This window comes from Pseudoalteromonas sp. APC 3224 (assembly GCF_030407535.1).
Classification (GTDB): Bacteria; Pseudomonadota; Gammaproteobacteria; order Enterobacterales; family Alteromonadaceae; genus Pseudoalteromonas.
The window spans coordinates 1-13,768 of the sequence record NZ_JASDDF010000014.1; the positions used below are offsets into that span (position 1 = coordinate 1).

Sequence of the window (13,768 nt, forward strand, 5' to 3'; positions counted from 1 at the left end):
ACGTTAAAAGTATTAAAAATAGTAAAACAAAATACGACTCTACGTTTTTACGAGCGCAAAAATATAAAATGCTTTATGAGACTGAAGTTGTAGAAGGGGTAAGACTGATAATAGCGTAGATTTTAGTGAGTTCGTTTAAGAGGTTTAATGGAGGTTGCTAACCAACCTCCATAAAATACATTAAGCTTTTTCGCCATCTGGGCGAAAAGTACGCTGCACACCGGTTAAAAATAAACGTAAAACTTGATCGTTACACACACGGTAATGTTTGTTTTCAACTTTACGTGAAAATGCACTGAGTTCATGCTTACTTAAATCAAAATCAACTAATGCGAGTGTGGCAATTACGTCCTCTGCTTTCATATTTAAAGCAATACGTAATTTCATACAAATAATATTATTGTTTAATTTAGTCTCTGGGATTGGCTGCTCACCGTCACGTTTACCGCGCTTGGTATTTATAAAGCCATTTAAAAATACCGCAAATTCGGTGTCACTTATTGGGGTGTAACCTTGCTCGCCCTCTTTAGTTAACCATGCAATCACCTGCTCTGTGCTGACGCTGTGCTCTGCAGCGGCGAACACGTCAACCATTGCTGAATCGGTTAAATCAAAGGTGTAGCGAATACGGCGTAAAATATCGTTATTTGTCAAAGTAAATCCCAGGTAAAATAAGTGCTCAGCAAACAAAAGCTGTTTAATAGCGGCGCAGTTTATCAGAGTTACACTAAGCGCCCTATTAAATACTGTGTTTAATTACCCAATACTTTTGCCGGATCAACACGTGTTGCTTGCCATGCTGGATACAGCGTCGCCAATATTGCAAGCACAAAGGTGGCAATAACAGTTAACACTATATCTTGCCAAACTAATTTACTCGGTAAGAATTCGATAAAATACACACCTTCTAGCGGATTTTCACCCAGCAATAAACTCAGCCAAGTAAAGAGCTCACTAATATTGATTGCTAGAATAACGCCAATAATAGAGCCTAAAACTACGCCAACAAATGCTTGAGTTAAGCCTTGCATTACAAAAGTAGCCAATATGGTACTGTCTTTGGCACCCATGGTTTTTAAAATGGCAATATTGCCTTCTTTTTCGCGCACTTCCATCACTAATGACGAAACAATGTTAAAACTGGCGACTGCAATAATTAAAAACACCACAATATAAACAATCGTGCGCACCATTTGAATGTCTTGATACAAGCTGCCTTGGGTTCTAAACCAACTCGATATATACACGTAATCAGTAACAGTTTGCCCTACTCTCAACGCTATTTGGTGCGCTGCAAACACATCATCAACCCGTAAACGTAGGCCGGTTACTTGGCTTTGATCGTAACCTAAGGTTTGTTGTGCTTTGCTAAGGTGAATAAACGCGGCACTGCTATCAATAGGCCCGCCCATTTCTATAATGCCTGCGAGTGTTAACGTAACCCGTTTGGGCGCAAGTAATGATTGTCCTTTTTCACTAATTTGTGGGATCAATAAAGTGACATTGTCGCCTATTGATATATTAAGTTGAGTGACAATTTGCTTGCCTAAAATAACATCCTCAAGTGCTAGCTGACTGACTAATTTACCTTGTGTAAATTGGTTAACCGCTGATACGTCGCTCTCTAGCGAAGGCTCAACACCTCGTATTTCAACTGCTTTTAATTGGCTTTTAAATTGCGCCATACCATTTACTGCTATAAATGGGGCTGCTCCTGTTACTTGTGGTTGCTGTTTTAATTTTTCGACTTTGCTGGGCCAATCAGCAATCGGCCTGCTTGGTGCTACATATTCAACTTGTGGCACTACACTTAATAAACGATGAACCAATTGTTGTTCAAAACCATTGATCACCGATAACGCCACAATTAAAACGGCAACACCAAGTAAAATACCAATAGTAGATGCCTTAGCAATAAAACTAACAAACGCGTTTTTTTCATCTTTATGGCCTGAATAGGCTCTGAAACGTTTACTTATAAAGGCACTAAGCAACATGGTTTGACTCTTTTATTGATAATTTACCATCATCTAAATACGCTATTTTACCCAGCTTGTCGGCAAGCTCTAAATCATGAGTCACCACCACAAAACTGGTGTTTAAACTTTTATTTAGCTGATTAATTAAATCGTAAATTTTAATCGCGTTTTGCTTATCTAAATTACCCGTTGGCTCATCTGCAAGAACCAGTGCAGGCTCAGTCACTAAAGCACGCGCTATGGCAACACGTTGGCGTTCGCCACCAGAAAGTGCCGACGGTTTATGGCTACTTCTGTGCGCAAGGCCGACTTTATCGAGCATGTCGAGCGCTTTTACATTTGCTTCTTTGGCACTCAAGCCTTTTATTAACAGTGGCATAGCAACATTTTCAACCGCACTAAATTCCATTAATAAATGATGAAATTGGTAAATAAACCCTAAGTTTTGATTTCTAAACGCGGCTTGTTGGCTGCGAGACAGTTTAGCCACATCTTGGTTTTTGATTTTTGCACTGCCAGAACTGGCGGTATCTAAGGTACCCAGAATATGCAATAAGGTACTTTTACCTGAACCTGAGCTACCTACAATAGCTAGCATTTCACCTTGGGTTAGGGCTAAATCAACCCCTTTTAATACCTCAACTTGGTTTTGCCCGTCTTGGTACACTTTACTTATTTGTTCACAACTAATCACTAAATCATTCATAACGTAATACCTCGGCTGGGTTTACTTTAGCGGCCTGGCGCGCGGGATATAAAGTCGCTAAAAAGCTCATTGCTAAGCTTAAAAGCGCAATCACACTTAAGCTAAGCACATCAAATTTGACCGGAAGTGAAATCCCCGATAATAAATTTAAGCCAACCAACGCCAGCAGTTCATTAATATATAAGCTAAATAAAATACCTAAAGAGGCACCTACTGCCGTACCAATCACACCGTTATATAAACCTTGAACCATAAATACAGTTTGTACTTGGCTTGGCGTTAGCCCCAGTGTTTGCAGTATCGCAACTTCGCTTTGTTTTTCACTCACCATCATGGTGAGCGCCGACACAATATTGAACACCGCCACCAGCACGATTAAGCCCAATAACATAGACATAATGCGTTTCTCCATCGCCACAGCGGCAAATAAAGTGCCTTGGCTACTGCGCCAATCGGTGTATTTAAAATTCTTCAGAATAAGTTGGCTGTCTTGAATAAATTCATCAAGTGCAAATGGCTCATGCAGTGACACACTTAAATTAGGGGGTGTAGAACTACTTTGCTTTAATACTCGTTGCAATGACACACCACTGGTAAATGCCAGTCCCATGTCAATTTCTGAACCAGTTTCATAAATAGCAGCAATTTTGAATAAACGTTGGCTAGGAACACGACCAAGGGGTGTATAAGTAGATGCATTAGGCATAATAACGCGCAGTTTGTCGCCTAAACCAACGCCGAGTTTACGGCTTAAATAGCGGCTAATAGCAATGTGGTAATTATTATTTAATACGCTTTGCCAATTACCCTGCACTACTTTGTCTGTGATTTTATAAAGCGAGTCATTATTATCATAGAGCCCTTGCAGTAACACACCATGCAGGTCTTTATTGGTTTGCAGTATGGCTTCACCATGGCGGTATAAACTAACATGTTCAACATACGGTGATTGCTCAAGATCAGCTTTAAGAGTATTCATTTGCGCTTTAGAGTGTTGTTTTGCCTGCACTTCAACGTGTGGAATGAGCCCGAGCATATTCGTTTTCAGGCTGCTTTCAAAACCGTTCATGACACTACTTACTGTAAAGAGCGCCATTAAACCAATCGCTATACCTGCAATAGAAAAAAAAGAAATAAACGAAATAAACGCATTGCCTTTGGAAGAGCGACTATATCTAAATCCGATAAACAGGCTAACAGGTTGAAACATATTAATTAAAACATTAATGCTAAAAGTGTGGCTTTATAGTAGCACGAACTCAGCGCAATTGAATATCACCATAAATGTAAGAAATAATTTATAAATCTTATACTTGGCTATATTATGAGCAAATCCGTAAACCTAGCTAAACCTTCAACCCTGTTACTAAATAATCAAGTAATACCCGTACATTAGTAGCAACAAATTGCCGCGGAGGATAGAGCCCCCACACCCCCTCTTGCTGAGGTTGATAAGCTGTTAATATTGGTACTAACTGCCCTGTTTTTATCTCATTCTCTATGTAGTAATCCGGCAACTGAACAATACCCAACCCTTTTTTAGCGCCGTCAACCAGTGCCCAACCGCTATTGCAATGCAACCGCCCAGCTACTTTAATATGTTTGTCACGACCGTTTTCATTTACTCGCCAATAACTACTGTTACCAATTAAGCATTGATGCTGGTTAAGTTCACCTAACGTATGGGGTTCGCCAAAACGCGCTAAATAGCTTGGTGCAGCACACATAATAAATCGCCGAGAGCTCAAGCGTCGCGCTTTTAAACTCGAATCTTTTAAATGGCCTAATCGAATCGCTAAATCAAAGCCACCCTCCAGCAAGTTTTCTTGCTCGTTAGAGAGCGTTGCGATTACTTCTACCTCGGGGTGATCATGCATAAACGAATGCACTATCGGCATAATAAAACTTTCACCATACATAACCGGTGCGGTTAATTTAATTTTACCTTTAGGGGATGTTTGCACAGACGCGAGCCCCTGAGTGGCTTCATCCATGGCGTGTTGTAAATGTTTTACTTGGTGTAAAAACTGCTCACCTTCTTTGGTTAATACCACCTTTCGGGTCGTACGCGTTAAAAGTTGGGTATTTAACCGTTGTTCAAGCTTAGTAACATGGCGGCTAATATGGGCAACCGATAGACCCAACGCCTGTGCAGCTTGAGTGAAACTTCCCTCTTCGCCAACAGCAATAAACTCATCAATCCCTTCCCAACGCATTATTATTACCAAACTGTAAAAGTGTTTTATTAATTTAGAGATTATCATTGTTATAGAAATAAATACAATAGGCACATCACCCAAACAGTTTGGGTCTACAATTGATATTCAAACCACTACAAAGGATATACACATGTCTGAATTTATAAAATCAAAAGCAGCGATTGCCTGGGGCCCTAATCAGCCTTTAAGCGTTGAAGAAGTTGACGTGATGATGCCTAAAAAAGGCGAAGTGATGGTAAAAATTACTGCCACAGGTGTATGCCATACAGATGCTTTTACTTTATCAGGTGAAGATCCAGAAGGCATTTTCCCCGCTATTTTAGGCCATGAAGGTGCTGGGGTGGTTTACGCTGTGGGCGAAGGCGTTACAAGTGTAGAAGTTGGCGATCACGTTATTCCTCTATACACTGCAGAATGTGGTGAATGCAAAATGTGTACTTCAGGTAAAACCAACTTGTGCTCTGCTGTACGCGAAACACAAGGCAAAGGCTTAATGCCAGATGGCACAACCCGCTTTTTCAAAGACGGCCAACCTATTTATCACTACATGGGGACGTCGACCTTTTCTGAGTACACAGTACTTCCTGAAATCTCACTAGCTAAAGTAAATAAAGAAGCCTCTTTAGAAGAAATTTGCTTATTGGGCTGTGGTGTCACTACCGGTATGGGCGCTGTAACAAATACGGCAAAAGTAACAACGGGCGATACGGTGGCAATTTTTGGTCTAGGTGGCATTGGTTTGTCGGCCATTATTGGCGCCAAAATGGCTGGTGCAAGCCGTATTATTGGTATTGATATTAACACCTCTAAGTTTGATCTTGCGACTAAACTCGGTGCTACCGACTTAATTAATCCAAAAGATTTCGACAAGCCAATTCAAGAAGTGATTGTAGAGATGACCGACGGCGGTGTTGACTACTCATTTGAATGTATTGGTAACGTTGATGTAATGCGCTCTGCCCTTGAGTGTTGTCATAAAGGCTGGGGAGAATCTGTAATTATTGGTGTAGCTGGTGCTGGCCAAGAAATTTCAACTCGCCCGTTCCAACTTGTTACTGGCCGTGTATGGCGTGGTAGCGCATTTGGAGGCGTTAAAGGTCGTTCTCAACTTCCTGAAATTGTTGAACGCTACATGGCGGGTGAATTCGCCCTTAATGATTTTATTACCCACACCATGAGCCTTGAAGAAATTAACGATGCATTTGATTTAATGCACGAAGGTAAGAGTATTCGTACTGTTATTCATTACTAATTTCTTTTAATCACCATTACCAGCCGTTGCTATTAAGTAACGGCTTTTAAGGATTGTTATGTTAGAAAATATCTCAACAGCAAAAGTGGCTGGTGGCTGGCATAAGCAGTATAGCCATACTTCCTCAAGCACCCATTGCAGCATGCGTTTTGCGGTATTTTTACCACCAGGCGCCAGTGAAAAAAATAAAGTACCAGTACTTTATTGGTTATCAGGATTAACCTGTACTGATGAAAACTTTATGCAAAAAGCAGGCGCGTTTAAAAAAGCGGCTGAGCTAGGCATTGCTATTGTCGCACCTGATACCAGTCCGCGTGGTGAAAACGTTCCTAACGAAGATAGCTACGATTTTGCCCAAGGTGCAGGGTTTTACGTCAATGCAACGCAGGCACCTTACAATACTCATTTTAATATGTACGACTATGTGGTGAAGGAGCTACCTGCATTAATAGAGCAACATTTTCCAGTAACAACTAAAAAAGCAATTTCTGGGCATTCTATGGGTGGCCACGGCGCATTAATGATTGCCCTTAAAAATCCTAAAGCTTATACCAGCGCTACAGCATTTAGCCCTATTGTAAACCCGATAGATTGTCCTTGGGGTGTTAAAGCCTTTACTGGCTACTTAGGTACTGATAAATCAGTCTGGGCAGAATATGATAGCTGCGAATTAATGCAACAAGCCAAACAAGCTGATTATTTACCTATGTTGGTTAGCCAAGGTGATGCAGATAACTTTTTAGATGAGCAACTTAAGCCACAAAAGTTAGTAACTGTAGCTACACAGAAAGGCTATCCGTTAACACTCGAAATGCAAGCTGGTTACGACCATAGTTACTATTTCATTAGTAGTTTTATAGACCAACACTTATTATTTCATCATCAGTTTTTAACTGCTTAGATTCATTACTGTGTAGAGTAGATTTATCTACTTCTACACATTCTTTTAAGACCTTAGTAACCTGCCTACATTTTCTAATCACACCGTCATCTCCTTTTACTAAACTAAATACTGCAGAGTCTATTTTTAAACCTAGCTCTGCAAAAGAAAATCCGTCCTTATCAACGGGAACTGGCTCAAATGGATTTTCATAAGGAGTAGACCGAGCTGGATTTTTCATCCGCTGATTTTCTTGTGCATTTGAGGCTGCTTGTCCATCCAACATAACGCCAAAAAATGTACAGCCATTAAGCATCAGCAGTAGTGATAAAAAAAATATTTTTTTCATGTTTAACCCTTTAGTAGCTTCAACTTTAACTATTTAGTTAATAGAGTAACTCCATTAAAAAAGTAAAACTGTAAAAATCTGTTAGTAAGTGAAAATTGTTTACAACATAATTTATACTAAAGTATTTTATTATCATTCTCGCAAAGTGATATAATATAACATATAATTAAACTCGTTTTTTCATCCATACCAAAGCATATTTATGTCATTCCCTTTATCTCAAAATCGTTTACACCATATAGACTTACTCCGAGGTCTTATCATTATATTTATGGTGATTGATCACGGCATGTATTATTGTCTAAATTATTCAGTGACCGATCCCATGACCATACCAGGAACAGATGCGCTTACTTTTTTCACTCGTTTTATATCGCACTTTTGTGCGCCATTATTTGTATTTTTAGCGGGCCTTTCAGCTGCGATAACCGAGCATAAATACACTTCCACGCAAGCTTTTTCAAAAAGTTTAATTATACGTGGACTAGTGCTTATATTATTTGAATTTACTATTGTGTCATGGTCTTGGAGCTTTAATCCACTGTTTCCAATGTTATACGCTCAGGTTATTTGGGCGATAGGTTGGGGATTTATTATTCTAGGGCTTTTACGCTTAATCGGTCTGTATGCAATTTTTGCCATGGGCTTAATTCTAGTATTTGGCCACAACTTATTTGATGCCGTCAACTTTGAGCCAAATACAATCGCAAATACGATATGGTCTGTTTTACATCAGAAAAATGTACTCGAACTTCCTTTTAACTTTAAAATTAGAACCACCTACCCCGTAGCTCCTATTGTTGGGTTAATGGCGTTAGCCTATTGTGCAGGTGTTTATTACAAAGCCAAGCAATACAGTAACCGAGTTATGGATTATGGCTTAATTTTGGGTGTAAGCTGCCTAGTTTTATATACGCTTTTGCGTGGCTTTAATCTTTATGGTGACGCGTCAATATTTACGATTAGTGACTCTTATTTACTCACTATAATGTCATTTTTAAACCCGACCAAATACCCACTTTCCCTGCAGTTTATGTTGTTAACCGTTGGTATAGGCCTAATTATGCTTAAACTATTGAGTAAGCTAAAAAGTGATTTTTCGCCAAAGTTTTTACAAGTATTGGGTAAAACCAGTATGTTCTCGTACTTAGCCCACTTGTATTTACTGCATGCAATAAGTTGGTTACTTCTCCCTGTTTTAGGCTTTAGTTTTTCTGATATGACTTATGGCGAAACACTGGTGGGTTTACCAATTGGATACGGTATGAGCTATGTTGCAACACTGCTATTTATTGCAGTCGTAATTGGCTTAACGGCCGTTCTTGCCAATTATTATTTAGCATGGAAGCAAAAAAATAAACACAGTTTAATTACTAAGTATATTTGAACAAACATTAAAAAAGGCGCTATAAAAGCGCCTTGCTAACAAGTATGTGTGCTTAGAACATATCTTGATAGGAATTTGTTGTACTAAATGTAATTGCTTTTTCAAAGCCTGGCAGTGTAATGCTGTGCTCATCTAAAACAATCTCATTTTCATCAATTAAACCATCACCAAAACGGTAAATTAGCGAGTATTGACCTAAATCGGCTTGCGTTTGGTAAGTATGCTGTGCATCTTTTACTTGGCTATGTTTTTCAACATAGCTGTTCATCAGTGCATCACCATGGCGTTTAGCAAGCATCTGCATGGTTACTTTTGCGCTCAGCACAGTCGCTGTTGCATTATTTCCACCAAAGCCTTTTGAGTTAATAAACGCAATATCCATATCACCACACTCATAGTGGCTATTACGAATATCTAAATGTTCGCTGTAAACATCGTCGGCTACTTTATCAATGGTGGTAATACCTGGCATAATATTATGACTAAATACACCTAACGCAATGGCAAGCTGATCGCCACTAGCAGGCGCAATAGTATGGCCTACATAGGCTTTAGGCGCAGTCACTTTCCAGTTATCAATAGCAAATGTTTGCGCTACTTTATGATAAATTAAAGATTCAGTAACACGATTTTGTGGCGTACTTGAGCCGTGCGCTAAAATAAAGCTACGTTGTTGCAAGGCCTCTTTACCTAACAAGCTAGTAGCAAGTGCTGCTGATTTCGCCATGGTGATGTAGTTGCCAGGCCCAGGTGAGGTAATTGACTTTTTAACTCCATCGGCATTCACAAATACATCCGGCACACTGCCCATAATATCTGCACCGAGTTCCAGAGCCAGTGCATCATCCATTAATATAGCAACCTGAGCACCCTCACCTAAGGTAAAACCGCAGTTCTCACCAAATGGACGACTACTTTTACGATAATCAGGCTCGTCATCATTGGCTAAATTATCTAAACGGCGCAAACCTTCAATATTAGCCAGCGCACTCATATTACCAAAACCTTCAACCACTTCTGGAGTAATCGCACATTCAACACTGGCAACCACTGCAACACGGGTCCGCCCAGCTTGAATATCGTTAACGGCAGCGCGCAAGTTATATAAAAATGTGGCACATGCGCCTGAAGTTGAAAAAGTTGTCCCTACATTGCCGGTAACATAGGCGTTGATAAAATCGGTCGTCATTGTATTTAAACCCAGCGCTAATTGCTTAGTACTAACACGATCGCCCTGCTGGCGTGCTTTAACTAAACCACCTAAGCCTTTATCATCCATTTGACCAATAACCGAGGCTGAGTAGGTGCCAATTTTGTCAGGTTCTACGCTATTCATAATATGTTGCCAATCAAGTCCTGTTGATTTTATTGCATCGGTGGCAGCAAATATGGTCGCTTGTAAACCTCGCGGCTGGTAGCGGCTGTTATACATAATGGCAGGATCAAACCCGGTTGGAAATTGCCCAGCCGACTTAATCGGATTATCACGGGTTGAGTCATGTTTTACGTCAAGCTCAGCAGCAATCGTGACTTTTACTTTTTTGTTATCAAGGTCATCTATTTGCCAATTGCTTGGTAAAGGCGATGGTAAGTCACGACGACGTGTTTCAAACACAATTGCACTATCATCTGAAGCCGTTAACGTCATTTTTTGCTGCCAAGGTGTAGCATCAACATCAAAATGTTCTTTTTCAATTTTTCGAATTAATGTACCAGCAATAATTTGCTCACCAAAGCGTGCTTCAATGTCGCTTTGCTCAACATGATTACCTTGGCTGTCTTCAAGTTGGCCGTTTACTGTAGTCACCAAGTTCATTAATGTGGCAAGGCCTAAAAACGTTTCTTGGCGAGCTTGCGCCGCTAAGCTATCTAACACGATACGACGATAACCTTGATGAAAAGAAGTACGGCCAGCGGCATTAATGCCTCCCATGCCTACAATAACGGGTAATGCAGTCATAATTTACCTTTAAAATGCGTGTTATAAGAATATGACATTAGTTTAATTGGATTATAGAGATATCTTTGTGCTTTAATAGCCAAATAAGCGGCACAAAAGGCCAAAAACAACTGGTCGGAGCATTCACAATGAGCAACAACCCATTAACTCCCCCCATAAATATTGGTATTGCAGTGTTTGAACACTTGCTGGTAACCAGTCTGACACTACCGATTGAAATGCTACGTGCGGGTGAGGCTTTTGCTAAAGGCCATAGTGATAAAAACAGCTTTAAACCTCTGGCTATTCATTTAGTGGCTAAAAATAGTGATGCCATTAAGACGCGAACTGGACTGTCAATTATTCCAGATTGTACAAGTGAAAACTCTCCTTATTGCGATTTAGTGATAGTGCCAGGCATTTGGCGTAACCCTCGCCCTGTGATACGCGCTAATCGACAATTAGTCACTTGGCTGATCGAGAGCTTTACCGTAGGAAGTCATATAATTGGAGTAGGCACAGGTAATTGCTTTGTTGCAGAGGCTAGTTTACTTGACGGGCACCCCGCTACTACCCATTGGCATTATGCTAAGCAGTTTAAGCATGACTACCCGAATGTAAATTTAAAACCGGATTTTTTTATTACCCAGTCAGAGCGTATGTATACCGTAGCCAGTTTAAATGCACTTGCTGATGTTATCGTGCATATTATTAGTCAATATTATGGTAAAGAAGCAGCGCAACATGTAGAGCGCAATTTTTCCCATGAAATTCGTAAACCCTATGAAGATCAACGTTACTTAGAGGGTGCGGTAGATAGGCACCCAGATGAGCTGATTGCACAAATGCAATTTTGGTTAAAAACAAATTTAGCCAGTGAACTTAATTTACAGGAGGTTGCGGCTCAATTTAATCTAAGTTATCGCACCTTTACCCGTCGCTTTAGAAGTGCCACTAACCAAAGTCCAATCGAGTATTGGCAACAGCTACGAGTAGAAGGTGCTAAAGACTTATTGGCCTCAACTAACTTATCAATTCAAGAGGTTGCATTGGAGGTTGGCTACAATGACCAAGGGCATTTAACCCGAGTATTTAAAAAAGTATTACGCCAAACACCCAGCGAATACCGTAAAGTAGTCAGGCGAAAATTATTTGGTTAAGGTTTGACTATACCATGCTCACGTTTGATGGTTAGCAAAGATGGATATAGCCTTGATTAGATCTTTTTATATATATAAATTATAGTATTACTCACTAAGCTAATTTGAATTCAAATAGAGAAATAGCCGATGGATAAATCTAGCAAGCTGCTTGTCGATCAACACAATAACGTATCCATTGAAGCTAAGCTAGCTAACTTACTTGCGTTAGTTCGTAAACATTTAGATATGGATGTTGCTTTTATATCTGAATTTATTAACGATGAGCGGGTTTTTAAAGTGGTCGATAATCCCTCTGAAAACCAAATTGTTAAAGTGGGTAATGCCGATCCGATTGATGAAACGTATTGTCAAAAAATCACCGATGACAAGCTTAGCCCTGTTATTACTAATACCAACGCAAACCCAATAACCAAGGCTATGCCGGTAACCAAAAAGTTAGGTATAGGCTCTTATATAGGTGTACCTATCAACCTGTCAAACGGTAAATTATACGGTACTTTTTGTTGTTATAAATCACACCATGATGAGAGCTTGAACGATCGCGATTTATCGTTTTTAAATCTTATTTCGGAAATAGCGACAGGCTTAATTGAAATAAATTTATCCAAACGTGTATCGCGCAATCACACTAAATCAGTTATTCAGCAAATTATTACCGATAATGATTTAAATATTTACTATCAACCTATTTTCAGTTTAAAAAATAATAAAGTTGCGGGTTTTGAATCACTTGCTCGATTTTTTACTACACCTTATAAAACTCCTGATGTATGGTTTAAAGAAGCAAAAAAGGTTGGCTTAAATGAAGCTTTAGAAATGCTAGCCATTAAAAATGCAGTCACCAACATAGCCAAATTTAATAATTCAACTTACATTGCTATTAATTGCTCACCATCGCATATCCTAAGCGGTGCACTTGAAAATACATTACAAAACATTGACTGCACTAGGCTAGTATTAGAAATTACTGAGCATTCACCAATTTCCGACTACGAAAAAATGCGGACAGCACTTACCCCACTCAGAAAAAGAGGGCTTCGCTTAGCTATTGATGATGTAGGCGCAGGCTTTTCATCATTTCAGCACATACTAGAGCTTGAAGCCGATATTATTAAATTAGATATTAGCCTCACACAAAATATAAACACTGACAAACGTAAATTTTTGCTGGCAAAAGCGCTGTGTGGGTTTGCAAAAGCAATCGACTGCACTATTGTTGCCGAAGGAATTGAAACCGAACAGGAGTTCAACTCGTTAAGAAAGCTCAATGTAGACAGTGTACAAGGCTATTTTATTGGCCGGCCCGCACCAATTAACGATGCACTTAGCGCAATAAACGCAACATTGTCCGCATGAAAAACGCCACTATTTAGTGGCGTTCGCTATCTATACTGTCTTTTCGATAATAACGTTTGTGATAACTTTTTACTTTAGCATGTACACCTTTGCTGAGGCTTTTAAACTTAGCTTCGAGTACATCAACACCATATAAAATACCAACCACCAATACAGAAAGCTTAATTGCTGCACCTAAGTTTTCGGTTGCGATCATCACCCCAATAGACGCAAGCACCCAAATAGTAGCCGCGGAGGTAACCCCTACCACGGCACCATCCTTTGCCAGCATAACGCCTGCGCCTAAAAACCCAATACCCGTGATTATTTGCCCCACTACACGAGAATGATCAATCACATCCCCTTGTAAATTAAACGCCGTAGATAAAAACAAATATGTGCCTAACGTTATTAATGCTGATGTGCGAATACCCACAGGTTTACCGCGCAATTGACGCTCTATACCAATAATAGCGCCACAAAAAGCGGCGGTGCCAATAGCTGCCCATGAGTATGGCGCTACATCGATAAAATCTAAAAATGTCACTTAATATCCTAA

Annotated in this window: 13 protein-coding genes; 5 read left to right on the forward strand and 8 right to left on the reverse strand. The window is 39.8% G+C overall.

The window, feature by feature from the left end; genetic code table 11:
• Positions 1-180: 180 nt before the first annotated feature.
• The 5 genes from QL989_RS08735 to QL989_RS08755 all read right to left on the reverse strand — a co-directional run bounded on the left by QL989_RS08735 (position 181) and on the right by QL989_RS08755 (position 4,904).
• Positions 181-654, reverse strand: a complete 474-nt coding sequence (locus tag QL989_RS08735) for a DUF1456 family protein (RefSeq protein WP_290169793.1) — start codon at positions 652-654, stop codon at positions 181-183.
• A 98-nt stretch (positions 655-752) separates the two neighbouring features.
• Positions 753-1,997 carry a lipoprotein-releasing ABC transporter permease subunit gene (locus QL989_RS08740; protein ID WP_076920259.1) on the reverse strand — a complete coding sequence of 415 codons (1,245 nt, stop codon included), beginning with the start codon at positions 1,995-1,997 and terminating at the stop codon, positions 753-755.
• Positions 1,987-2,685 carry a lipoprotein-releasing ABC transporter ATP-binding protein LolD gene (gene lolD / locus QL989_RS08745; RefSeq protein ID WP_010389881.1) on the reverse strand — a complete coding sequence of 233 codons (699 nt, stop codon included), beginning with the start codon at positions 2,683-2,685 and terminating at the stop codon, positions 1,987-1,989. The genes QL989_RS08740 and lolD overlap by 11 nt, the downstream gene beginning before the upstream one ends.
• Positions 2,678-3,895, reverse strand: a complete 1,218-nt coding sequence (locus QL989_RS08750) for a lipoprotein-releasing ABC transporter permease subunit (protein ID WP_290169796.1) — start codon at positions 3,893-3,895, stop codon at positions 2,678-2,680. Before QL989_RS08750 ends, lolD begins: the two co-directional genes overlap by 8 nt.
• A 136-nt stretch (positions 3,896-4,031) precedes the next feature.
• Positions 4,032-4,904, reverse strand: a complete 873-nt coding sequence (locus tag QL989_RS08755; RefSeq protein WP_290169922.1) for a LysR family transcriptional regulator — start codon at positions 4,902-4,904, stop codon at positions 4,032-4,034.
• A gap of 130 nt (positions 4,905-5,034) precedes the next feature.
• Here QL989_RS08755 and QL989_RS08760 point away from each other — a divergent pair, with 130 nt between their 5' ends.
• Together QL989_RS08760 and fghA are read left to right on the forward strand one after the other, a co-directional pair.
• A complete protein-coding gene (locus QL989_RS08760; protein ID WP_138608554.1) occupies positions 5,035-6,156 on the forward strand; it encodes an S-(hydroxymethyl)glutathione dehydrogenase/class III alcohol dehydrogenase in 1,122 nt (373 codons plus the stop codon).
• Between the two features lie 58 nt (positions 6,157-6,214).
• Positions 6,215-7,057, forward strand: coding sequence for an S-formylglutathione hydrolase (gene fghA / locus QL989_RS08765; protein WP_054200850.1), 843 nt, complete (start codon positions 6,215-6,217; stop codon positions 7,055-7,057).
• On the opposite strand, the gene QL989_RS08770 is transcribed toward fghA, so the two are convergent.
• Positions 7,011-7,385: a hypothetical protein gene (locus QL989_RS08770; RefSeq protein ID WP_010389876.1), complete on the reverse strand. Its 375-nt coding sequence runs from the start codon at positions 7,383-7,385 to the stop codon at positions 7,011-7,013. The two genes, fghA and QL989_RS08770, sit on opposite strands and share 47 nt — an antisense overlap.
• Positions 7,386-7,587: 202 nt before the next feature.
• On the opposite strand from QL989_RS08770, the gene QL989_RS08775 reads away from it, so the two are divergent.
• Positions 7,588-8,772, forward strand: coding sequence for a heparan-alpha-glucosaminide N-acetyltransferase domain-containing protein (locus QL989_RS08775; protein WP_290169800.1), 1,185 nt, complete (start codon positions 7,588-7,590; stop codon positions 8,770-8,772).
• Between the two features lie 52 nt (positions 8,773-8,824).
• On the opposite strand, the gene QL989_RS08780 is transcribed toward QL989_RS08775, so the two are convergent.
• Positions 8,825-10,732 (reverse strand): beta-ketoacyl synthase, encoded by a 1,908-nt coding sequence (locus QL989_RS08780; RefSeq protein WP_290169802.1) that lies wholly within the window; start codon positions 10,730-10,732, stop codon positions 8,825-8,827.
• Between the two features lie 128 nt (positions 10,733-10,860).
• On the opposite strand from QL989_RS08780, the gene QL989_RS08785 reads away from it, so the two are divergent.
• On the forward strand, positions 10,861-11,871 hold the full coding sequence (locus tag QL989_RS08785) for a helix-turn-helix domain-containing protein (RefSeq protein WP_290169804.1): 1,011 nt from the start codon (positions 10,861-10,863) through the stop codon (positions 11,869-11,871).
• Between the two features lie 129 nt (positions 11,872-12,000).
• Entirely contained in the window at positions 12,001-13,230 is a 1,230-nt protein-coding gene (locus tag QL989_RS08790; RefSeq protein WP_290169806.1) for an EAL domain-containing protein, read from the forward strand.
• A 13-nt stretch (positions 13,231-13,243) separates the two neighbouring features.
• Here QL989_RS08790 and QL989_RS08795 read toward each other — a convergent pair whose 3' ends face one another.
• Entirely contained in the window at positions 13,244-13,756 is a 513-nt protein-coding gene (locus QL989_RS08795) for an MgtC/SapB family protein (RefSeq protein ID WP_198523105.1), read from the reverse strand.
• Between the last annotated feature and the right edge of the window lie 12 nt (positions 13,757-13,768).